Source organism: Haloarcula sp. R1-2 (genome assembly GCF_011627385.1).
GTDB lineage: Archaea > Halobacteriota > Halobacteria > Halobacteriales > Haloarculaceae > Haloarcula > Haloarcula marismortui.
In genome coordinates this window covers 43,385-65,314 of record NZ_JAANTG010000006.1, presented here as the reverse complement: position 1 = coordinate 65,314, position 21,930 = coordinate 43,385, and the positions used below count along the sequence as shown (strand labels likewise).

The following is a 21,930-nucleotide window of genomic DNA, read 5'->3' as shown; positions in this document are numbered from 1 at the left end:
TCAGTCACGGTGGTCGTAGACGCGTTTTACCTTGCCGACCTGCGTTCGTTCGATACTGCCGGGCGCAACGAGTTCGAGTTCGTCCGGGGTGAACGCGAGTACGTTTTCTAGCCGCTCGATGATTTCGCCTTCCAGCGCTTTGTCGCCCGGCCCTTGCTCTGCAGTTCGTTCGATGGTGAGTTCCAGGATGTCGAGGTTGTCCTCTTTGTAGAGGTCGATCCGGTAATGCGGAGCAACGCCGTCGATATCCAATACAGCGTGTTCGATTTCGCTGGGATAGAGATTCACGCCCCGAACGATGAGGAGGTCGTCGGTCCGGCCGGTGACGTTGTCCATCCGTACCATCGTCCGTCCGCACGCACACTCGTCGTAGTTCAGTGTCGTGAGGTCGCCAGTTCGGTACCGGAAGACCGGCAACGCTTCCTTAGTGAGTGTTGTCAGAACGAGTTCACCTTCTTCGCCTTCCTCGACCGGTTCTTTCGTGTGTGGGTCGATGACTTCCGGGTAGAAGTGGTCCTCCCAGATGTGGAGTCCATCCTTCGCTTCGTGGCATTCACACGAGACCCCAGGACCGATGATCTCCGAGAGTCCGTAAATATCGATGCCATCAACGCCCAGTCGCTCTTCGATTTCCTCCCGCATCGGGTCGGTACACGGCTCAGCGCCGAAGATTATCGTCGAGATCGGCAGATCTCTGGGGTCGTGGCCCATCTCTTCGGCCGTTTCGGCGAGGTAGAGTGCATACGATGGGGTGCATGTGAACACATCGCTTTCTAGGTCGGTCATCAACTCGACCTGTCGCTGTGTCTGGCCGCTTCCAATAGGAACAACTGAGGCCCCCAACTCCTCAGTTCCGTAGTGGATACCAAGTCCGCCAGTGAACAACCCGTACCCGTAGGCGTTCTGGACGGTATCGCCCGCTTCAGTGCCGCTCGCAGCCAGCGAACGCGCGACAACTTCACTCCAGGTGTCGAGGTCGTCATCCGTGTACGAGACGATTTTCGGCTTCCCGGTCGTCCCGGACGACGCGTGGATGCGGGCGACCTCCTCGTCGTCTACGGCGAAGAGTCCATCTGGGTACTCGTCGCGGAAATCCTCTTTCGTCGTCATCGGCAGTTTCGTGATGTCGTCGATACTCTGGATGTCTTCGGGCGAGACACCTGCTGCATCGAGTTTCTCCCGGTAAAACGGGACGTTCTCGTGGGCGTGTGTGACAATTCTTTGCAATCGGTCAGATTGCAACGCACGCAGCTCTGTCCGGTCAGACGCCTCCAGTGGCTTGTACACCATCTTCAATGATAGAGTTGAATGTTAATGATAAAATGGTTTGGGATTGGTCACTGCACCGCCAGTTGCGTGCTTGGTATAGGGCTGTCAGCAAACGATGCAAAGCTATTTTTCAGTACCCTCAGAGTTCCATGTATGCGGGATGCGTATCTCATCGGCGCAGGGCAAACGCCGTTTGGCTCGATGCCCGAAGAGAGCTACAGATCACTGTTCGACCACGCAGTCAGCGAAGCCATCGACAGTGTCGACCACGGTATCGACACGGATGCAATAGACGAAGCGGTCGTCGGCTCACTCGGCGTGGGCGGTCGACAACTCGGTCTCTCTGGCCCGGCAGCAACCGAACACGCTGGGCTGCACGGCGTCCCCAGCGTGCGCGTTGAAAACGCCTGTGCCGCGTCGGGCTACGCCGTCCGGCAGGCAGTACAGGCGGTGAAAAGCGGGATGGCCGACGTGGCGCTGGCGGGTGGCGTCGAAGTCATGACAGACATGAGCAGCGATGTGACGAAGTACTGGCTCGGCGTCTCCGGCGAAACAGAGTGGGAACGGCTGACCGGGACGACGTTCTCCGGCGTCTACGCACAGATGGCAAGCGCGTATCTGCGGGAGTACGAGGCCAGCGAGGACCACCTCTCGATGGTGGCGGTGAAAAACCATCGGAACGGCGCGAAGAACCCGAAGGCGCATCTGGGCTTCGAATGCTCCCTCGAAGACGCTGTCGACGCCCCGGTTGTCGCAGACCCCTTGAACCTCTATCACTGCTGTCCGACCTCTGACGGCGCAGCGGTCGCGCTCATCGCGAGTGAGGACGTCGTCGAGCAATACACTGACCACCCGGTCCGAGTCGCCGGAGTCGGCGCAGCCAGCGACCGGGTCGGCCTCTTCCAGCGCGACAGCTACACTGCGATTTCTGCCTCAGAAGCGGCTGCAGACACGGCCTATGGCCGTGCCGGGATTGGCCCTGACGACCTCGACTTCGCCGAGGTCCACGACTGCTTCACCATCGCCGAACTGCTTGCATACGAGGACCTCGGGTTCTGTGACCGCGGCGAGGCACCACAGTTGCTTGAAGCGGGAACGACCGAATCTGACGGAGCAATGCCGGTCAATCTCTCCGGCGGGCTGAAATCAAAGGGTCACCCTATCGGCGCAACCGGTGCCGGACAGCTTGTCGAGGCGTTCAAACAACTCACCGGCAGCGCTGCGGACCGGCAGCTAGCGGCCCCGAAGTACGGGCTGACTCACAATGTGGGTGGGAGCGGCGGCAGCGCAGTTGTCCACATCCTCGAACGGGAGGCCGCACGATGACTGCCGCAGGGCTTGCGGCCATCGGTGCGTACGCACCTCGCCTGCGGATCGACGCTGAAGAGTTCGAAGCCGCCTGGGGTCGGTTCGATGCGGCGGGGGTTGATGAGAAGGCGGTCCCCGATGCCGACGAAGACGCAGTCACGATGGGTGTCGAAGCGGCCCGCCGTGCGCTCACTGCGGCTGACGCGTCCGGCGCGGCCGTTGCGCATCTGGCCTTTGCGACGACGACACCGCCGATGGCCGAAGAGGACCTTGCAGCGAGACTCTGCAGTATTCTCAACGTCCCCGACGATGCAAAGACGCAGACGATGACCGGCTCCACGCACGCCGGTGCGCAAGCACTGGACGCAACCATGGACGGCGGGCCGTTCGGGGAGGACATCGGCCTCGTCATCATCAGTGACTGTCCGCGGGGCGACCCTGACAGCGAGGTCGAGCACGCCGCCGGTGCTGGGAGCGTCGCGCTCGTTGTCGACGATGACGGTCCCGGAACCGTCATTGAGCGGGCGTCACACACGGAGGCCTACCCCGGAACGCGTTTCAGAACGGGCGGGGACGACCGGACGACCGGTCTGGGCGTGACGCAGTACGACCGCGAGGCGTTCACGACCACACTCGGCAGTGCGGCGGACAGACTGGACGTGCCGATGGAGACAGTCGATGCAGCAGCGGTCCAGTCTCCGGACGGAAAGCTCCCGTATCGGGCAACAGGTGCGCTCGGGGTTGACGCAGCGACTATCGCCGCCGCTGACATAGTTAGTTCGCTCGGGGACACCGGCGCAGCAAGCGCATTTCTCGGGGCGGCGACAGCGTTTGCGGATGGCGCTGAACGTGTGTTGATTGCTGCGTACGGAAGCGGCGCGAGTGCGACGCTGTTCGTCGCCACTGGTTCCGTTCCGGTCAATGCTGCGCTGGACGGTGCCGCCTACCTGTCGTATGCCGAGTACCTCAGGCGGCGTGGCGAGATTACGCGCGACGAACCCGAAGGTGGCGGAGCGTACGTCAGTGTCCCGTCCTGGCAGCGGACGATTCCGCAACGCCACCGGCTTGTCGCCGGTCGGTGTTCCGCGTGTGAGGCGTTGAACTTCCCGCCGACCGGGGCCTGTACGGACTGTCACGAGCGCACCAGCGATTTCGAGGCTGTCGAACTGCCCGGGACAGGGACAGTCGATGCAGTAACGACTATCCAACAGGGCGGTGCGCCACCGGAGTTCGTCGCCCAGCAGTCGAAAAGCGGCCAGTTCGATAGTGCTATCATCGCGCTCGATAGTCAATCAGGCGAGCAGACCGTGAGCGTCCCTGCACAGGTGCTTCAGGCGACGGACGAAGTCACGATAGGCACACCTGTCGTGCTGACGACGCGACGCATCTACACGCAGGAGGGGGTCATCAGATACGGCTTCAAAGCACAGGTCGCCAGCCAGCGCCGGTAGCCGGCACTAGCAGGGATTCTCGAACACAACCGCGACACCCTGACCGAAACCGACACACATCGTCGCCAGTCCGTGGGTCGCGTCCTGCCGTTGCATCTCGTGTAACAATGTCGTCGTGATTCGTGCCCCCGAACAGCCAAGCGGATGGCCTAACGCGATAGCCCCACCGTTGACGTTGAGCCGCTTGCCCGGAATCTCCAGTTCGCGCTTACAGTGGAGACTCTGCGCGGCAAAGGCCTCGTTGAGTTCCACGAGGTCAATATCGTCGATTGTCAGGCCAGTGTCGTCCAGTGCGGCACGCGTCGCCGGAATCGGTCCCCGTCCCATTACCAGCGGATCGACACCGGCGACGGCCCGCGTCTCGATCCGGCCGAGGACATCGAGACCGTGCTGGTCTGCGTACGCCGCTGAGGTGACAAGCATCCCAGCAGCCCCGTCGGTCAGCGGTGACGCGTTCCCCGGCGTGACTGTCGCCGCCTCGTCGTCACGAAACACCGTTGGGAGTTCGCTCAACTGTTCGACTGACGTGTCTGCCCGTGGTGTTTTGTCGGTCTCTATCGCTGCCTCGTCGGTGTGGACTGGCACGGTCTCTGCATCGAACCGACCGCTTTCCATGGCAGCGACCGCCCGCTCGTGTGAACGCAACGCGAACTTGTCCTGGGCTTTTCGGCTGATATCGTGGGTCCGTGCGATGGTTTCGGCCGTCTGTCCCATCGGGAGCCTGTCGGGGTCGTACCGCTGTTCGATAGCGGGATGCAGCCAGTCGGAGAAAGGGACGGTGCTCATGTGCTCGACACCGGCCACCGGATACACCGCCCCGTCGCCCGCCTCGATGGCGCGAGCGGCGTCGACAAGCGTCGTCAGCGAAGAGCCACACAGGCGGGTCGTTGTCGCCCCGGGCACTGTCTCGGGAAACCCGCCGGCGAGTATCGACTGCCGGGCGAGGTTTCGGCCCTGCTCGCCCTCTTGGTTTGCACACCCGAGCCGGAAGTCATCCCACTCGACGGCCGGGACACCGGTCCGGTCAACAAGTGCGGCAAGCACAGTGGTGACGAGGTCTTCGGGGTGTGTCCCAGCCAATGCGCCATCCTTCGGTACCTGTGGCGTCCGTACGGCGTCGACAACAACGGCTTGCGAGTCGGAAGCAGTCATCCTCACCGACTCCTATCGTGGCCGCCGTATTAAATGCAGGTCACACCGGGGGTGAGACGCAAGCAACGTTTTTATCCTTTGCTACTGTGCTGAGAAATGATGCACGTAGCTATCCTAGGCGCCGGTACCATGGGCCACGGTATCGCTCAAGTATCTGCAATGGCCGGTCACGATGTCTCTCTCCGTGATATCGATGCGGATATCGTCGATGACGGCCTGGCCGCCATCGAGTCAAATCTCCAAGAGGGTATTGCCCGGGAGAAAGTAACCGAATCTACGGCCGAGGCAACGGTAGACCGCCTCAAAGGGACGACCTCGCTAGAAGAGGCCGTGACTGGGGCAGACCTCGTCGTGGAAGCAGTCCCCGAAGAGATGGCGATCAAACACGAGACGCTCACTGCGGTCGAATCCCACGTCGACTCGGCAACGCTAATCGCTTCAAACACCTCTTCGCTGTCACTGACTGAGATCGCGAGCGTTCTCGACTATCCCGAGCGAGCTATTGGCCTTCACTTTTTCAATCCGGTGCACATTATGGCACTCGTCGAGATTGTCGTCGCGGAACAGACGAGTGCCGAAACGATTGCGCGTGCCCGGGAGTTCGTGAACGGGATTGACAAGACACCGGTGAAGGTGGCCGATGCACCGGGTTTTGCCTCCTCCCGCCTTGGCGTCTCGCTGGGAGTCGAAGCGATGCGGATGGTGCAGGAAGGCGTTGCAACACCGCAGGACATCGACACCGCGATGGAACTCGGCTACAATCACCCGATGGGACCTATCGAACTCGGCGACGTCGTCGGTCTTGATGTCCGACTCGACATCCTCGAATACCTGCGTGACGAACTCGGTGAACGGTTCCGTCCGCCACAGATCCTGAAACGGAAGGTCCGTGCGGGCAAACTCGGCAAGAAATCCGGCGAGGGGTTCTACGTCTGGGAGGACGGTGACATCGTTGGCACCAGCGGCGAGTGGGGGGACGCATGACGGACCTCGCTGACATTGCGGCAGACTGTGAAACGGTCTCGGTGCGCGTCGGGGACCGCGTGGAGAACGTCGCTACCGTCGAATTACACCGCCCGGAGGCTCGAAACGCGCTCAACACCCAGTTGCGGTCGGAGTTCAAGCAGGTCTTCGACGCAATCCCGGACAGCGACGTTCGTGCTGTCGTGTTGACTGGCGCGGCAGACACCGGCGCATTCGTTGCGGGTGCGGACGTAACGGAACTCCGCGAGCGGGATATGTTAGAGCAACGGGAGGCGAGCAAGCGACCTCGCGTCTACGAGTACGTCGACGACTGCCCGATGCCGGTCATCGCCCGTATCAACGGGCACGCCCTCGGCGGCGGCTGTGAGCTGATTCAGGCGGCTGATATCCGGATCGCGCATACGGATGCGAAATTCGGGCAGCCGGAAATCAACCTCGGCATCATGCCTGGTGGTGGCGGCACACAGCGACTGCCGCGCCTGGTCGGCGAGGGCCACGCAATGCGGCTTATCCTCACTGGTGAACTTATCGACGCGTCGGAGGCTGCCGATATCGGCCTCGTCGACGAAGTTCACGATGACGACTCCTTCGATGAGCGTGTCTACGACATCGCGTCGTCGATTGCAGAAAAAAGCCCTGCGGCGCTCGAATTAGCGAAGAAAGCCGTTCGTGCCAGTTCCCGAATGGACCTCGAAGCCGGCATTGAGTACGAAGCCGAACTGTTCGCCCAACTGTTCGCAACCGGTGACAAGGACGAAGGTATCGACGCGTTCCTCGAAGACAGAGATCCAGAGTGGGCCAGCGAGTGAGTGCATCTCGTCCCCAAAACGGGGTCCATCGTTCGACCGCAGCCACACGCAGCGAAGTACAACTCGAAAACTGCTCGCTGCCCCGCTGGAACTACGCTGGTAGCCTCAAGGATGGGCCATGTTTATCCCGATCTCGTTGACAACGCCCAGTAGCAGCGTCGGCAGTTCGTCCCGAAGAATGGGGCCTTCAAGCCGGCTTGCTGGGCCAGAGACACTAATCGCCCCGATGGCGATGTCGTTCTCGTCCGTGATCGGGGCCCCGACCGCGTGCAGTCCCTCCACCGACTCCTGAAAGTTGAACGCGTATCCGCGGTCACGGATGGCCTCGATTTCCTCCCAGAGTTCGTCCCGGTCGGTGATCGTCTGTGGCGTCCGGCCAGGCAAGCCATGCCTGTCGATGGTCTTCGTGATCTGGTTGTCTGGAAGGTGTGCCAGTATGGCCTTCCCCGCGGCGTGCTGGTGGAGATAGTTCCGATGGCCAACCCGGGCGTACGTCTGCACCGAGTGTTTTCCCTGAGCGCCGTAGATGTGGACGCTCCGGCCGTGTTCTTCAACGGCACACCAGATTTTTTCCTCGGTCTCTTCCGCGAGTTCGTCGACTCTTGGTTTCGCCTCGTCGTAGAGCCGGTATTTGTTCCGTGCCACTTCGCCGTAGTCCAGAAGGCGGATCCCGAGCTGATACTCGTTATCGTCCTCGACGAGGAGACTGTTGGCCGCGAGTGTCTTCATGTATCTGTGTGTTGTACTCTTCGCACAGTCGAGGTGGGCTGTCATTTCAGACACCGTGGCCGTGTCGTGTTCCTTGAGATACTCCATGATCTCGATTGCTCTCTCGATCGTTCCGACCGGCCTGTTGACAGCGGGCGGGATTGCCATACGTACACACATGACTAATCGGCTTACAAGTGTTTTGTTCGAGTAGCTTGAATCAGTGGTGGCCCTGCCAGATCGGCAGGTAAAAGCCAATCCGTGACGACATGGCGCACGCATGACAAAAATCGTTGATTTGCTCGTCCGGAGAGATGGCTACACTCACGAGGAGTTCGCCGACCGATGGCAAGGCGACCACTCGGAGCTAGCGAAGGATCTGCCGGGGTTGCAGCGCTACGTGACATCCGTGCCAACAGACCCGGAGCGTGCGGCCTACGACGGCGTGCTTGAGCTGTATTTCGAGGACATGGATGCACTCAGCGACGCGTTTGATTCAGACCTTGCCGAAACAGTGCAGGCCGACGCAGCCGAGTTTATCGATCTGGAGGCCGGTCCCCGGCTTATCGTCGAGGAAACGGTCCAGCTCGACGAAAGAGACGACTGATAGCGCTCCACCTGTTTTACCGACCGATGCGTTTTCCCTGAGCAACCTTCTGCAGATATCACCCATCAAGCCGGCTTCCATCGACGTAGAGTTTGCCGGCAGGTGGCCGGTCAGCGTCGTAGCTATCGTGATACTCGAACAATTGAAACAGCGCCCCGGTCGGGTTCGATGGTGGCACAAATGCCTCTGTCCAGTCCTGATACTCGCGGTACTCAATGACGCTGTATCCGTTGCGCTCCAGTACCGCTTTCACTGCGTCGACAGCGGCCACTTCGAGCGTGACGTGGTGTAGGCCCGGACCGTGGTTGTCGAGATACGACGTAAGGAATGTGTCCGATGCCTCCGGTGCGATGAGTTCTAGCCGCGACGCCTCCTGACCGAAATCGTACTGTGCCCAGCGAAACCGCCCCTCGACGGACTCTTCGATGAGCTTCCGACAGCCGAGTGCGAACAGGAACGGTTCAGCGTCGCCGATGTCCTCGACAGCGATTCCGATGTGGTCGACACGGATCGGGGTCTCCTGAGACATGGCAAAGACTGCGTCAGGCTCCCCATTATATGCTCGGGTCGGGAGTACGAGCCATGATTATGTCCGTCTCCGTGGCCGCCCTCGCAGTGGCAGAAAGCGCTACTGAACTGCGAACCAGCCTTCAGCCGTCCTGTTTTGTGCGGTCACCGTATCAACCGTCATCTGCGCTGCTGGTCCCCGAACTTTTTCCCGGTGCTAGTCGAAGCGGCTGCGTATGTACCACAGTAACGAGTGTCTCGACCGCGCCGAGCTTGGGAGCGTGCAGAGCGAGCGGCTCCGGTCAATCGTGAACTACGTGTACGAAAATGTGCTATTTTACCGAGACCGGCTCGATGCCGCAGGGGTCTCTCCGACGGATATTGACGGGATTGCCGACATCAGTTCGCTCCCGATGACAACCAAGGAGGACTTCGAAGACGAATATCCAGACGGACTCTTCGCCGTCGATGACGACGAGGTCAGCCGCTTTCATGCCTCCTCTGGCACGACCGGGAAACCCAAGATCGTCTCCTACGTCGATGCAGATCTGGAGTTGTGGGGCAAGACGATGGCGCGGTCGCTGTCGGCTGCTGGTGTGGAGCCCGACGATACGGTTCAGAACGCCTACGGCTATGGCTTGTTTACCGGTGGGATGGGTTTTCACGAGGGCGCTGAAGAACTCGGAGCGACCGTCGTTCCGACCAGCAGTGGCGGCACGCAGCGGCAGGTCGAACTCGCCGCTGATCTTGGCACCGACGTGCTGGCCTGTACCCCGTCATACGCACTGTACCTCGCCGAAACGGCCGAGGAGATGGGATATGACCCGCAGGCGCTTCCGATTTCGGTTGTCTCCTACGGCGCTGAGACGTGTACAGAGCCGATGCGAATGGAAATCGAGACCGCACTGAACGCCACCGGGATCAACAACTACGGGCTCTCAGAGATTATCGGCCCCGGTGTGGCTGCGGAATGTCACGAAGCACAGGACGGACTCCACATCTGGGAAGACCACTTCTACCCGGAGGTTATCGATCCACGCACGAAAGAGCCACTCGAGGCGGGCAAAGAGGGCGAACTCGTTCTCACGACGCTTACCAAGCAGGCACAGCCGATGATACGATACCGAACGGGTGACCTGACGACGCTAAATTACGACGAGTGTGCGTGTGGGCGGACAATGGTACGGATGGACAACGTCACCGGTCGAACCGACGACCTTCTCATTGTCCGCGGCGTGAACCTCTATCCAAGCGAAATCGAACACGCAGTGCTTGACATCAACGGCGTCGCGCCATACTACCGGATCGACCTCTACGAGGAGGACAATCTCGACGTCATGGAACTCACTGTTGAGCGCGCTGAAGGGTCCAGCAAAGACCACAGCGAACTCCGTGACGACGTTCTGTCTCGCCTGCAATCCGTGCTTTCGTTCACTCCGGACCAGCTTGACCTCGTCAACCCCGGGACTATCGAGCGAACCGAAGTCGGCAAGATTCAGCGGGTCTACGACCATCGCAATTGATTGGCAGTTGCCGACAGCTATCGTCTCAGCTACCCGCTGTTAGGGTATCTTGATACGGTCATTGGGAGAATGGCAGCCGCTGGGCGAATTTGTCCAGCGCGCCACGGGGAGTGACCGACGTTGATACCAGAACTGGAGAGCCATGCTGTCAGTGTGGCCAGACATGTCCCCAAATATTTATTAAATATCCAGACTGTCAACTACGGGATGTCAGCACAGCACCAGCAGTCGTGGCAGCACCTTTCACGACGAACGCTTCTGAAGACAGGCGCGGCGGTTACCGGCATGACCGGTATCGGAGCCGTTGAGACGGAGTTGGCGTACGCGCAGGAGGACGATGCCACGGTCACGATACGACGAGACGACTACGGCGTCCCACACATCTACGCCCGCGACGCTGACAGCCGCGCGCCGGTGTTCTACGGGTTCGGATATGCAACCGCGGCAGACCGGCTCTATCAGCTAGAACTGTACCGGCGGTACTATCACGGGACTGTCGCGGCGGTCCTCGGTTCAGGTGACGGGGACACCGACTGGGTCCAGTTCGATATCGAGGCGCGGCGTAACACCGCCGGCGAGCCATCACTCGACGAGCAGGCTGCTGAACAGTTGACAGCGGACCAGCGAGCGGTCCTGCAGGCGTTTACCGACGGTATCAACCGGTATATTACTGAAGTCCGCGAGAGCGAGGAACTGGAATTCCATCAGGCGTTTCAGGAACACGGGTTCGAGCCTGAGGAATTTACCACGACGGACGCCGCCGGGATGTTCGTCGCCAGTATGGCGTATTTCAGCGGCTTCCAGCTTGAGACGCTCAGTGCGACTGTTCTCGACGCACTCACGCAGGAAACCGGGAGCGAACAACGTGCGATGGAGTTGTTCGAGGACCTGCAGTGGGGCGACGACCCTGGCTGTCCGACCTCGACGGTCCAGCCATCGGATATCTATGCCCCACCCTATACTGACGTGGGCGCAGGGCCGACACCCAATGTGGCCGGGGGACAGCAGACAGACAGGGTGACGCGCGGGGCCAGCGGTCCGTCTGCGACACCGAGCAACCTGGTGACTGGCGGGGACTACACGCCGGCATCTGATGCCGAAGGGATGCACGACGGAGAGATAGAGCGGATGCGAACGCTTGCGTCCGGACTCGACAGTCTTGGCCTCCCGATCAAGTACGGCAGCAACGCCCTCGCTGTCCAGGGTGATATCACGGCCAGTGGCGATGCGCTACTGATGGGTGGGCCCCAGATGGGGTTCAACACTCCCTCGATAATGTACGAGGCAAGCCTGCATGGCCCGGACTTCGACGTCGCCGGTGTCACCGTTACGGGGTATCCGTTCATTATGTTCGGACACAATCGCAACGGGGCAATGACCTCGACTGCCGGGATCGACAACTGCATCCAGATGTTTACGGAATCGATCACGACCAACTCGTCCGGCCCGGACACGTACACTTTCCGTGGTGAGGAGTACGAGGTTGAAACGGCCGAGCAGACAATCACTGTCGCCAATGGCGAGGACGTAACGTATACAGAGCGGTTCACACGCCACGGTGTTGTGACCCAGTGGGACCCCGACAACGGGGAAGCACTGGCGCAGACGAAGTCATACGCCGGCCGGCACATGAACTGCTGGCGAGCCTTCTATGAGTGTCAGTTCGCGACGGACGCCGAGGAGTTCCGGGAGTCAGCACAACGCTGTGACTATGCGCTGAACTTCATGTGGGCCGACAAGGATGGTGACATCGCGTATGTCCATCTGGGTCGGTACCCGGATAGCGAAGCAGTCGACTGGGACACTCGGTTGCCAGCCGATGGAACACAATACGAACTCACGTCGGCGGACTACCTCCGTGCGGCTGACGGTGATGTCCCCTACGCGATCAATCCCAATCCGGGGTACTCGGCACAGTGGAACAACAAACCTGCGCCCGCGTGGAACAACGGTGACCTGAGCTATTCATGGTCGACCGACCACCGCGTGCAACGGATCATCAATCTGCTTGAGCAGCGGCTAGATAAGGAGGGGACAGTCGATTATGACTTCCTGAAGACTGTTATCTACGACATCTCTTTCACCGACCTGCGTTCGATTCGGTACAGAGACCATCTGCTCGACGCGCTTGCAGACGCAGACCTCTCTAATACCGAACAGCAAGCACGCGACGAACTGGCCTCGTGGGACCACTTCGCGCAGGCCGACGGCGAAGACAACGAAGGCCGACACTCTGCTGGCTACACCATCTGGGATGCGACGTTTCCGTACATCCTGGAGGAGGTTTTCAGCGAGACGTTCGGGAGCGCATACGGGCCAGCATCGTATTTCCTTGGCTACGACTACGGTCGCGGCACCCTGATGCGGGTCCTCAACCCGGCGGAGACAGCACTGGCGACACAGGCCGAGTACGCCGATGGAGATATCACGGACGCGCTAATCAGCGCGTTCCGAACCGCCGTGAGCGAACTCGCCGAGCAATACGACGGTGAGCCGGCGACCTGGCGGCGTAAGGCGGCCCTGCACGAGTTCGATAACCTCGCGCTGTTCGGGATGCCTATTGGCGTCACGTCCGCGGGGAACACGGCGCTGCTGAACCGCGGGACTGAGAATCACGTCGTCCGGCTCAGCGACGACCCGAAGGCAGAGAACATCCTCCCGCCCGGAAACGACGGCTATGTCGCTCCGGACGGCACTACTGGCGAGCATTACGACGACCAGCTGGCGATGTTCGAGAATTTTGAGTACAAGCAGTTGTTGTTCGCCGACGCAGATATCGAGTCCGCCACAGCCGAGACCCGAACGCTGTCGAGGCCAGCAAATACAGCTGGTGCTGCTATCGGTGACACGCCGACGAGTGACGGCACTGAGACAGACGAGAATACTGTGGCGAGCGGCCCGACAGCTACCGAAGAAACAGAGAGCACAAACACAGCGACGGAGGCAAACACCGGGACGGACGCCAGTGGGCCCGGCTTTACGACACTCACTGGGGTCACCGCGGTACTCGGGACTGTGCTTGCGTGGCTGTACAGACAGGACGACAGCACCAGCTAGTCACTACGGCACCGGGAAGCGTGAGCGACAGGACGCGATAGCGCGCGACTGAACGCAGCGAACAGCGTGAGACGCGCCGACAGGGGGCAAGGCTTTAATACGATTTGCTTAACAATAGATAATGAACCTATGTCGAGCGAAGGTACCTCACCAGACAGTAGTGTGGGAATCGACCGTTCACGGAGACAGTTCATTGCCGCTGCCGGGGCAGCCGGCGCGCTTGGGCTCGCCGGCTGTCAAGGCGGGTCAACAGGCGGCGAGGCGGCAGTGACTGTTGCGAGCCTGAACCCAATGACTGGCCCGTTCAGTTCTCTTGGACCGGGCCAGCGTACCGGGGCCGAACTCGCTGTAACGGAGATAAACAACAACGACGACTACGACTTCGAGTTCGAGCTAGTGACGGGCGATACAGAAACCGAGGCCGGCGCTGCACAGTCTGAGGCACAGCGCGTCGTTCAGGAAGACGGGGCGGAGTTCGTATTCGGTGCGATTTCCAGCTCCGTGGCGCTCGGGCTGAATGACTTTGCCGCTCAGTCGGAGCACATCTACTTCCCCGGCGGTGCAGCCGTTCCGATCACTGGGTCTGCCTGCAACGAATGGGTGTTCCGCTTTGAAACGAACACTGCACAGATTGCCGAGGCGATATCGTCGTATTCAGTCAACAATCTGGGGAACAACGTCTGGTTCCACTACGCGGACTACGCGTACGGCGATTCGGTGTACAACCGCACGAGCAGGCGTATGGAAAGTGCCAGCGACGACTACACCGAGGTCGGGACATCAACGTCGGAGCTGGGTGCAAGCAACTACGGCTCGTTCATCACGCAGATCAGCAACTCCGACGCTGACGTGGTCGTACTGGGGATGACTGGTGGTGATCTGGTGAACTTCACCAATCAGGCCGCGGATCAGGGTCTCACCGACCAGATCGCTGTTGTCGGGCCGACCCAGACGTTCCAGAGTGTCCGTGCCGGGACTGGGGCAAACAGCGTCGGCACATTCGGCGGCGCTCGGTACGACCCCTCGCTCGAAACGGGAGACAATCAGGCGTTCGTTGAGGCCTACTCCAGCGAGAACGACAGGCAGCCCGGCAACTTCGCCCGCGTCGGCTACGACTCGATGCGGCTGATGGCCAAGGGAATGCACGAGGCTGGGAGCACCGAACCGGGGGATGTCCGAGACGCTCTGGAAGGTGGCACGTTCACGACAGTACTGGGAGACATTACGCTTCGGGAGAGCGACCATCAGGCCACGAATCCGACGTGGATGGCTGAAATCGTCGAAGGCGATGGTGGTTCAGCGGATGTCGAACTCCTCGAGCAGGTCCCGGGTTCGGAGACGCTGCCACCAGCCAGTGACCTCGGCTGTGAGATGTAGGTAGCACAATGGTTGCTGCCGACTTCATCGAACAACTGCTGAATGGCCTCACCCTGGGGATGGTGTATGTCCTGCTAGCCGCCGGACTGTCAGTCATCTTCGGCGTCATGGACGTGATCAACTTCTCCCATGGCGAACTGTTCGCACTCGGTGCGTATTTCGCGCTGACCATCATTGCGCCGTTCGGAGCTGGGACTGGATTCTGGGTCGCGATAGTGGTTGCCCCGGTCGTCGTCGGTCTCATCGGTGCCGCTATTGAGCGAACGACTGTCCGGCCGCTGTATGGCCGCGACCCGCTGTATCACATTCTCCTGACGTTCGGGCTGGTGCTCGTGATCAACGACGGCATCCGTCTTATCTGGGGGACACAGCAACGGCAGCTAGCTGTCCCGGAGTATCTGAGCCAGCCAATATCCATACTGGGTGTCCAAGTGTCTGTGTATAATTATTTCATGATCGTTTTTGCAGCGTTGCTCGCGGTAGTGACGTGGTACCTGCTGAACCGGACAAAGTACGGGATGATCATCCGTGCCGGGTCGCAGGACCGCGAAATGGTTCGGAACGTCGGCATTGACATCGACCAGTACTACACGCTTGTCTTTGGCGTCGGTGCAGCCCTCGCCGCCGTCGCCGGGATTGTCCTTGGCGGCTATCAGAACGTGAACACCGGGATGGGGAACAGCGTCATTATTCCGGCATTCGTTGTCGTCGTCCTCGGAGGCCTCGGTAGCTTCAGAGGGGCCGTCTTCGGCGGGTTGCTCGTCGGTATCGTCCAGACGCTGATGCGGGCCTACAACGGAACTGTCCTGGCCACGTTCGGTGATACGACGCTGAGCGTCCCCAATCTCGAAGGACTGACTGTGTACCTGCTTATGATTGCAGTGTTGCTCGTGAAACCGCAAGGACTGTTCGGAACGCGAGGTGAAGAGTCGGAAGGCGAGGGCGAGATTCTCGTCGGCGGGTACGGCGGGATACTGGCAGACAGCACACGGGTACGGCTCGGCGGTATCGCTGTTGTCGCGCTCGCACTTGCCCCAGTCGCGATTCTGTTCATGGGCGATCAGTACTACCTCGTCGTTCTCAACGAGATCCTCATCTGGGCCATCTTCGCACTGAGTCTGGATATCGTGATGGGGTACGCCGGACTGGTCCCGCTCGGCCACACGATGTTCTACGGCGTCGGCGCGTACACCGCTGCGCTCGTCATGCTGCACTACTCGCAGTCGGTTTTTATCGTGTTACTCGGGGCGATTCTCCTCTGTGCTATCCTGGCCTGGATCGTCGGCAGCCTCTCTATCCGGGTGTCCGGCGTGTACTTCGCGATGATTACGCTGGCGTTTGCGGAGTTGCTCTACAGCGCTGTGTTCAAGTTCGACTTCACCGGCGGGAGCGACGGCTTGCTCGGCTTTGAGGCGTTCATCGGACTCGGGAGCCTCGGGGCGTCACTCTCGAATATCGAGTTCGGGCTCCTCGGGTACGAAATCGGCCAACAGTTCGTGTTCTACTATCTGGCCCTGCTCATTGCGGTACTCTCGTTCCTGTTCGCTCGGCGCATGATGAACGCGCCCTTCGGCAGCGTCTTGCAGTCGATCCGGGAAAGCGAAGAACGGGCGGAGTTCATCGGGTACGACGTCAACAGATACAAACGCCGAGCGTTTGTCATCAGCGGCGGCATGGCTGGACTGGCCGGCGGCCTCCTCGCCGTCAGTCCATCGACTGTCATCATTTCACCAGACCAGACACTCAACTGGATTCACTCAGGGGAGGTCATCGTCATTGCGCTGTTCGGTGGGATGGGTACACTGTACGGTCCCATGATCGGCTCTGGCGTTTTCTTCGGCGCCGAAGAATTCCTCTCGTCGTACACCGACCAGTGGCGGCTTATTATCGGGACGATGTTCATCCTGTTCGTGCTGTTCGTCCCACGCGGTATCGTATCGATTCCGTCTCTCGTCGCACAGCGACTGAAGACGGCCAACAACGCGGATGGGTCCGTAGATATGGATGAGCCGGAAGTGAGAAGCGATGACTGAGACTGTACTCGAAACGGATGGACTGACGAAGCGGTTCGGCAAGCTCACCGCTGTTGACGACGTGTCACTGTCGGTTGCGGATGGTGAGTTCAGGAGCGTTATCGGGCCAAACGGGGCCGGGAAGACAACGACGTTTAATCTCATCACTGGCGCACTATCGCCGTCAGAAGGCGTCGTTCGGTTCAAGGGTGAAGATATTACTAACGTCGCGCCACACGAACGGGTCGGCCGCGGACTGGGGCGGTCGTTCCAGATTACGAATGTTTTCGGCGGCCTCACCGTTCGAGAAAACGTGCGTCTGGCAGCCCAGTCCGTCCACAGTGACGAGATCAACCCCGGCGAGGCACTGTTCCGTGACAAGAACGGCTTCGACGAGATCACGGAGCAAACTGGGACGGTACTGGAGCAGATCGGCCTTCGAGACCGGGCTGACGAGCACGCAGAGGCACTGGCATACGGCGACCAGCGCCGACTTGAACTAGGTCTCGTACTGGCGACAGACCCTGATCTCATCATGCTTGACGAACCAACTGCCGGAATGAGTAGCGAGGAAACACAGGCCACAATGAAGCTTATCGATGACGTCCTCTCAGACCGGTCGCTGATGCTCATCGAACACGATATCGACCTTGTGATGCGTGTCTCGGACCGGATTACCGTCCTTACTCGCGGTGAAGAACTCGCAAGCGGGACACCCGAAGAGATCGCAAACAACGAGGATGTCCGCGATGCGTACCTCGGTGGTGTTCGAGAATGACCGACCCACTGCTCTCTCTTGAAGATGTCCGGGCCGGGTACGGGATGACTGAGGTACTACAGGGCGTCTCAATGGATGTCGAACGCGGAAGCGTTGTGTCGCTGGTCGGGCGAAACGGGGTCGGCAAGACAACGACGCTCCGGTCGATTGTCGGCAACATCACCCCGAACGGAGGGTCAATAACGTTCAACGGCGAGGACATCACGACACTCACTTCCGAGACGACGATCCGGCGCGGTATCGGGTTCGTTCCCGAAGAGCGGCGGATCTTCCCCGAACTGACCGTCCGAGAGAACATCAGAATGGGTGAGATCGGTTCCGAGTCACCTGACGGGCCGTCAGTTGACGACGTACTGGATATGTTCGAGAACCTTGCAGAGCGCGAACACAGAGACGGGTCGGTCCTTTCGGGTGGCGAACAGCAGATGCTCGCAGTCGGTCGTGCCCTGACTGCCGACCCGGATCTGTTGTTGCTTGATGAACCGACCGAAGGACTCGCACCATATGTCGTCCGGCAGATAGAGGACCTCATCCGTGAGCTGAACGAGCAAGGCATCACAGTACTCGTCGTTGAGCAGAACATCCCGGTTGCACTGGAGGTCTCGGAGTATACGTACATCCTCGAAAAGGGCAAGATAGTCCACGAGGGAACTGCGGCGAAGATCCAGGATGACGAGGAAGTACTCGACAGACACCTCGGCGTCGGTGTCACTGACTGATTGCGGCGACAATCGGCAGATATCGATCCAATCTCCGGTCATTGGATCATATGGCGTAGGACCTCGCTCAACGCAAGGCCTCGACCATCATTCGAGTGCCATGCACCGAGCAGTAGCGACTAGTTTGATGTAAACACACCACATGGAACGTTCTATTCTATTGAATATGGAGTTGTCGTGTCAGCGCCCTATTGGATGGGGGAACAAACGGTCTTGCGGATAGATCGCCCAAATCAGCGGTGTTCGAGTTAGTAGAACTATTGGTATGAGAGATTCACCTGTAGTTCGCCGGAGATCCCACGGATGAGGTCGGTCAGTTCGTTCTCGATGCGTTCCGAGTCCAACCGGTTCGCTGGGCCCGAGACACTGATTGCACCGTACGCGTTGCCAGCGTTGTCCACCAGCGGTGCCCCGACACCGGCTACGCCTTCGAGGAACTGGTCAATGCCGTAGGCGACCCCACGGTCCTGAATCTCGTCGAGCTCCGCTTCGAGTTCTTGCCGATTTCGACCGTCCGGAAGGGGGTAGTCGTAGCTTTCGAGGATTGATTCTCGCCGGTGTTTCGGCAACACTGAGAGGATCGCCATTCCACCAGCCAGCCTGTACAGTTCGGTGTACTGGCCGATCTGTGAGTTTGTCTGGATCGCCCGACTGCCGAGTGCTTTGGCCAGGAAGACTGCCTTGCCGTTCTCTTCGACTATCCACCACGCTTTTTCATCAGTTTCGTTGGCTATTTCGTTCAGTTTCGGAGCGACTTCCTGATACATTTCCTGTCGCTCGCGGACTTTCATCCCGATGTCCAGAAACCGTAAGCTCAGCCGATAGGCCTTGTTCTGGTCCTGTACGACGTAGCCTCGACTCTTGAGAGTTGAGAGATGAACGTGGACTGTACTCTTTGGCATCCCCACCCGCTCTGCCAGTTCGGTGACGCCGAGTGACTGCTCCGTTTTCAGTGCTTCAATAATATCCAGCACTCTCCCGGCGGACTCGATTGTGTCTTGTCCTGTCATACACGTATGTTTGGCTAAGTGTTTATAAAATTATTCAACCACATTGAACTCTGACCTCAAGGTGTTCTGCCCGGTGCATTCTCAGTGGCGTCTCGGTGACTGTACTGCGACACGGCCTCCCAGCCTCGCAGACTACTTTCTTGGACTCAGTTCTTTCTGGTGACGTTGTATAGTCACTGAAAACGGAGGAGGACGGTCTCATAGTAGTGTACTAGCTTCGACTGCTGCAGATATTGAAGGCTGGCACGTTTACTGCTCAGTGTCGTGTTCAATCTGACTGAATCTGAACGCAGCATACGAAATGCAGTGAAACCATGCAAAGGATATCAGCGGCAACCGAGACCAGTCCCGCCACCGTATCCCAGTCCGCTTCGGCTGGCCCTGTGCGTACTCACGCTCTCCTTGCACAACTGCAACCGCTTTCTGTAGCGCCTCGATACTGATGAGTTGCTGCAGTCCAACACTGTCACCCGAAATCGGCGATTCTCAGTCCGATACTCAGTTTGAATAATAGCTGTACACCTGTTATGCTATGACCGATACTCTGGAACTTGCGAGTAGTAGTGTCCCACAGTGCAACCATCAGGATTATACTGTGTTGTTCATATCTATTGAATATCAGGCGGGAATAAGTGTGTCTTCCTGCTCCTCTTGTGCGTCTGGTGAGAGATGGAGACCACTCTAATAATACCTGTACGCCTGTTATCTGAACACTCCGCAGATGTCGCATTACGAAACAAAGCAGCGGTGCTATCTTAACAGCTCTCAGCTATGAGAGTTCATTTAGGAAGTGATTCCGCCTTGTTAGCTACTTCTGGCGGTTGTCAGAATAATTTCATATTATGAAACAAACTCTTGTCCTCGCTCGTGGGGAGAGAATATTGAATACTACGCAAGCGCTCACCGAATAACATCAAATCGTACATTGAGTTTAGCACCTGAGTTACAGCACACCCGTTGTACGTGCATATCTGGTCCAAAGAGTTGTATTTTCCCCAGGTACGCGCATTAAAAATAATTTTAATTGTCTTTGAGACAGGTATGAATGGGTCGACCTGTTGTAGAGATATTTATACCAATGGATATCATTCGGTGAACATACTTTCCGTGCGTTTAGGTGTAAATTGCTGCTAAGCAGGTAGAGATAAGCTGCTGATCGCAAAATACGAGTAGGGGAACCCCGGCGTAGTGTCTTCAGTACTGCCAACCTCGAAGCTACCGGGTGACAACGATGCGTTGGATTACGCAGTTACTATCGGTGGGCTACGAGGGACTAACTCCGCCGACCGATTCTTTCGCGGGGCGTTATCGCTTGCGGCAGTGACTACGTCTGGGAGTACTCATCAACCCATTCCTGCAATGTGATACCCATCGTTGACTGCGTAATCGCGTTCGAGGACGCGGAGTTTGCACTCTTGACGAGTTCGGCCTCCAGTGTCCGCGTCGGAATCTCGCCGATAAAGTGCGGAATCGCTCGCTGGACCGCCAGCGGACAGCCGACTTCGTGAGCAAGCGCATAGCCCGACAGGGAGTGTGGGATCTCTTCGGTTGCGTATCTTGGGTCTGGGTCGAGTAGCTTCTCGTCCTCGACAAAGTCAACGTACTCATAGCACTTTCCGACATCGTGGAGTAATGTCGCCGCGACGATGACGTCGATATCGGGGTCGGCTCCGTGGAACTCCTGCTGTTCGATAGCGGATTCCCGCGCAATTTTGGTGACACCGCGGACGTGCCTGACGTTGGTTACCTCGTGGATATTCCACGCATAGGGAATGTCCATAATGTCGCGCCAGCCGCCTCGGTCGAGCGCGAGTGTCCACGCTTCGACGACTTTGCTACGAAGGTCGTCCGATGAGATGTAATCGAGTTCCGGGAACGCCTGCGTGACCTGCTCCTCGTAATCGGGCATACTACCCCTCGTCCTTGACGAGCTGTTCCTGTCCGATAAACCGGGGCCGCTCGTCGATAGCCAGGAAGTTATTCACGTCCTCGCGGGCCGCTTTCGCTTTGCCTCTGTCCGGTGCGTAGTCCCGTGAGCCTTCGCTACCGAGAGCGTCGTATAGCTTCTCAATGTCGTCGAAATAGAGTTCGGCGACACCGTCGAACTCGGCGTTCTCGGGGTCTGTTGGGATGACCGTGTTGTACTTGACGACGCCCTCGATTTCGCGGGCAATCGGCGTATGGTTGGTCTGCCAGTAGTCGACGAACTCCTCATGGGTCATGTCGTCCTGTCGGACGAGAAACGCCGAGTGCTTGTAGAGACCGTCAGTGTCGCCGTCGACCTCGTCTTTCTGGACGATCTCTTCGCCGATAATACGCGGCCGTTCCTCGACAGCGAGGAAGTTGTTCACGTCCTCGCGGGCCTTTGCGGCGATCTCCTTGGTGGGGTCATAGTCCCGGGAGCCGGGGCTACCCAGTGCCTCGTGCAGGTCCTCAAGCGTCTCGAAGTACAGTTCCGCCAATCCGTCAAACTCGGCGTGTGCTGGTTCTGTTGGCAGGACTTGTTGATAGCGAACCACGCCCTCGATGTCCTTTGCAATCGGCGTGTGATTGGCCTGCCAGTAATCAACGAACTCCTCGTGAGACATATCGTCCTGTCTGACTAACAGGGCTACATGCTTGTACATCATCAACACGTTTCTGACCTATGAGTATAAAA

The 21,930-nt window shown here is 59.0% G+C and carries 18 protein-coding genes; 11 read left to right on the top strand and 7 right to left on the bottom strand.

The features are described 5' to 3' along the window. On the bottom strand, positions 1-1,290 hold the full coding sequence (gene paaK / locus G9C82_RS19080) for a phenylacetate--CoA ligase PaaK (RefSeq protein WP_127015040.1): 1,290 nt from the start codon (positions 1,288-1,290) through the stop codon (positions 1-3). 132 nt (positions 1,291-1,422) lie between these two features. Here paaK (G9C82_RS19080) and G9C82_RS19075 point away from each other — a divergent pair, with 132 nt between their 5' ends. Continuing rightward, positions 1,423-2,595, top strand: coding sequence for a thiolase domain-containing protein (locus G9C82_RS19075; protein WP_127015039.1), 1,173 nt, complete (start codon positions 1,423-1,425; stop codon positions 2,593-2,595). Further along, positions 2,592-4,028, top strand: coding sequence for a zinc ribbon domain-containing protein (locus G9C82_RS19070; RefSeq protein WP_127015038.1), 1,437 nt, complete (start codon positions 2,592-2,594; stop codon positions 4,026-4,028). The genes G9C82_RS19075 and G9C82_RS19070 overlap by 4 nt, the downstream gene beginning before the upstream one ends. Before the next feature lie 6 nt (positions 4,029-4,034). On the opposite strand, the gene G9C82_RS19065 is transcribed toward G9C82_RS19070, so the two are convergent. Continuing rightward, entirely contained in the window at positions 4,035-5,180 is a 1,146-nt protein-coding gene (locus G9C82_RS19065) for a thiolase family protein (RefSeq protein WP_127015037.1), read from the bottom strand. A gap of 99 nt (positions 5,181-5,279) precedes the next feature. Between G9C82_RS19065 and G9C82_RS19060 the strand changes: the two genes are divergently transcribed. Together G9C82_RS19060 and G9C82_RS19055 are read left to right on the top strand one after the other, a co-directional pair. Continuing rightward, complete coding sequence (locus G9C82_RS19060; protein ID WP_127015036.1) at positions 5,280-6,164, top strand: 3-hydroxyacyl-CoA dehydrogenase family protein; 885 nt, start codon at positions 5,280-5,282, stop codon at positions 6,162-6,164. Next, a complete protein-coding gene (locus G9C82_RS19055; protein WP_127015035.1) occupies positions 6,161-6,973 on the top strand; it encodes an enoyl-CoA hydratase/isomerase family protein in 813 nt (270 codons plus the stop codon). The genes G9C82_RS19060 and G9C82_RS19055 overlap by 4 nt, the downstream gene beginning before the upstream one ends. Before the next feature lie 105 nt (positions 6,974-7,078). On the opposite strand, the gene G9C82_RS19050 is transcribed toward G9C82_RS19055, so the two are convergent. Next, on the bottom strand, positions 7,079-7,849 hold the full coding sequence (locus tag G9C82_RS19050) for an IclR family transcriptional regulator (protein WP_127015034.1): 771 nt from the start codon (positions 7,847-7,849) through the stop codon (positions 7,079-7,081). A 112-nt stretch (positions 7,850-7,961) separates the two neighbouring features. Here G9C82_RS19050 and G9C82_RS19045 point away from each other — a divergent pair, with 112 nt between their 5' ends. Continuing rightward, the gene (locus G9C82_RS19045) at positions 7,962-8,288 is read left to right on the top strand and encodes an EthD domain-containing protein (RefSeq protein ID WP_004966576.1); all 327 of its coding nucleotides are present in this window, start codon (positions 7,962-7,964) and stop codon (positions 8,286-8,288) included. Positions 8,289-8,346: 58 nt separating this feature from the next. Here the strand turns inward: G9C82_RS19045 and G9C82_RS19040 are convergent, their stop codons facing one another. Next, positions 8,347-8,817 (bottom strand): VOC family protein, encoded by a 471-nt coding sequence (locus G9C82_RS19040; protein ID WP_127015033.1) that lies wholly within the window; start codon positions 8,815-8,817, stop codon positions 8,347-8,349. A 214-nt stretch (positions 8,818-9,031) separates the two neighbouring features. Here G9C82_RS19040 and paaK (G9C82_RS19035) point away from each other — a divergent pair, with 214 nt between their 5' ends. From paaK (G9C82_RS19035) to G9C82_RS19010, 6 genes are all read left to right on the top strand, one after another. Next, positions 9,032-10,318 (top strand): phenylacetate--CoA ligase PaaK, encoded by a 1,287-nt coding sequence (gene paaK / locus G9C82_RS19035; RefSeq protein ID WP_127015032.1) that lies wholly within the window; start codon positions 9,032-9,034, stop codon positions 10,316-10,318. A gap of 207 nt (positions 10,319-10,525) precedes the next feature. Next, a complete protein-coding gene (locus G9C82_RS19030; RefSeq protein WP_127015031.1) occupies positions 10,526-13,375 on the top strand; it encodes a penicillin acylase family protein in 2,850 nt (949 codons plus the stop codon). A 129-nt stretch (positions 13,376-13,504) separates the two neighbouring features. After that, the gene (locus tag G9C82_RS19025; protein WP_011224934.1) at positions 13,505-14,752 is read left to right on the top strand and encodes an ABC transporter substrate-binding protein; all 1,248 of its coding nucleotides are present in this window, start codon (positions 13,505-13,507) and stop codon (positions 14,750-14,752) included. 8 nt (positions 14,753-14,760) lie between these two features. Next, on the top strand, positions 14,761-16,785 hold the full coding sequence (locus G9C82_RS19020; protein ID WP_127015030.1) for an ABC transporter permease: 2,025 nt from the start codon (positions 14,761-14,763) through the stop codon (positions 16,783-16,785). Next, positions 16,778-17,542: an ABC transporter ATP-binding protein gene (locus G9C82_RS19015; protein ID WP_127015029.1), complete on the top strand. Its 765-nt coding sequence runs from the start codon at positions 16,778-16,780 to the stop codon at positions 17,540-17,542. Before G9C82_RS19020 ends, G9C82_RS19015 begins: the two co-directional genes overlap by 8 nt. Beyond that, positions 17,539-18,261, top strand: coding sequence for an ABC transporter ATP-binding protein (locus G9C82_RS19010; protein ID WP_127015028.1), 723 nt, complete (start codon positions 17,539-17,541; stop codon positions 18,259-18,261). Before G9C82_RS19015 ends, G9C82_RS19010 begins: the two co-directional genes overlap by 4 nt. Before the next feature lie 257 nt (positions 18,262-18,518). Here the strand turns inward: G9C82_RS19010 and G9C82_RS19005 are convergent, their stop codons facing one another. From G9C82_RS19005 to G9C82_RS18995, 3 genes are all read right to left on the bottom strand, one after another. Then, complete coding sequence (locus G9C82_RS19005) at positions 18,519-19,271, bottom strand: IclR family transcriptional regulator (protein ID WP_004966567.1); 753 nt, start codon at positions 19,269-19,271, stop codon at positions 18,519-18,521. A 1,324-nt stretch (positions 19,272-20,595) separates the two neighbouring features. Beyond that, entirely contained in the window at positions 20,596-21,180 is a 585-nt protein-coding gene (locus G9C82_RS19000) for an HD domain-containing protein (RefSeq protein WP_011224938.1), read from the bottom strand. Position 21,181: 1 nt separating this feature from the next. Further along, on the bottom strand, positions 21,182-21,901 hold the full coding sequence (locus G9C82_RS18995) for an EthD family reductase (protein ID WP_004966565.1): 720 nt from the start codon (positions 21,899-21,901) through the stop codon (positions 21,182-21,184). Positions 21,902-21,930: the final 29 nt, after the last annotated feature.

Excerpts from the sequence above, each read along its gene's own strand:
- paaK (WP_127015040.1), bottom strand. The coding sequence starts at position 1,290 with ATGGTGTACAAGCCACTGGAGGCGTCTGACCGGACAGAGCTGCGTGCG.
- G9C82_RS19075 (WP_127015039.1), top strand. The coding sequence starts at position 1,423 with ATGCGGGATGCGTATCTCATCGGCGCAGGGCAAACGCCGTTTGGCTCG.
- G9C82_RS19070 (WP_127015038.1), top strand. The coding sequence starts at position 2,592 with ATGACTGCCGCAGGGCTTGCGGCCATCGGTGCGTACGCACCTCGCCTG.
- G9C82_RS19065 (WP_127015037.1), bottom strand. The coding sequence starts at position 5,180 with ATGACTGCTTCCGACTCGCAAGCCGTTGTTGTCGACGCCGTACGGACG.
- G9C82_RS19060 (WP_127015036.1), top strand. The coding sequence starts at position 5,280 with ATGCACGTAGCTATCCTAGGCGCCGGTACCATGGGCCACGGTATCGCT.
- G9C82_RS19055 (WP_127015035.1), top strand. The coding sequence starts at position 6,161 with ATGACGGACCTCGCTGACATTGCGGCAGACTGTGAAACGGTCTCGGTG.
- G9C82_RS19050 (WP_127015034.1), bottom strand. The coding sequence starts at position 7,849 with ATGGCAATCCCGCCCGCTGTCAACAGGCCGGTCGGAACGATCGAGAGA.
- G9C82_RS19045 (WP_004966576.1), top strand. The coding sequence starts at position 7,962 with ATGACAAAAATCGTTGATTTGCTCGTCCGGAGAGATGGCTACACTCAC.
- G9C82_RS19040 (WP_127015033.1), bottom strand. The coding sequence starts at position 8,817 with ATGTCTCAGGAGACCCCGATCCGTGTCGACCACATCGGAATCGCTGTC.
- paaK (WP_127015032.1), top strand. The coding sequence starts at position 9,032 with ATGTACCACAGTAACGAGTGTCTCGACCGCGCCGAGCTTGGGAGCGTG.
- G9C82_RS19030 (WP_127015031.1), top strand. The coding sequence starts at position 10,526 with ATGTCAGCACAGCACCAGCAGTCGTGGCAGCACCTTTCACGACGAACG.
- G9C82_RS19025 (WP_011224934.1), top strand. The coding sequence starts at position 13,505 with ATGTCGAGCGAAGGTACCTCACCAGACAGTAGTGTGGGAATCGACCGT.
- G9C82_RS19020 (WP_127015030.1), top strand. The coding sequence starts at position 14,761 with ATGGTTGCTGCCGACTTCATCGAACAACTGCTGAATGGCCTCACCCTG.
- G9C82_RS19015 (WP_127015029.1), top strand. The coding sequence starts at position 16,778 with ATGACTGAGACTGTACTCGAAACGGATGGACTGACGAAGCGGTTCGGC.
- G9C82_RS19010 (WP_127015028.1), top strand. The coding sequence starts at position 17,539 with ATGACCGACCCACTGCTCTCTCTTGAAGATGTCCGGGCCGGGTACGGG.
- G9C82_RS19005 (WP_004966567.1), bottom strand. The coding sequence starts at position 19,271 with ATGACAGGACAAGACACAATCGAGTCCGCCGGGAGAGTGCTGGATATT.
- G9C82_RS19000 (WP_011224938.1), bottom strand. The coding sequence starts at position 21,180 with ATGCCCGATTACGAGGAGCAGGTCACGCAGGCGTTCCCGGAACTCGAT.
- G9C82_RS18995 (WP_004966565.1), bottom strand. The coding sequence starts at position 21,901 with ATGATGTACAAGCATGTAGCCCTGTTAGTCAGACAGGACGATATGTCT.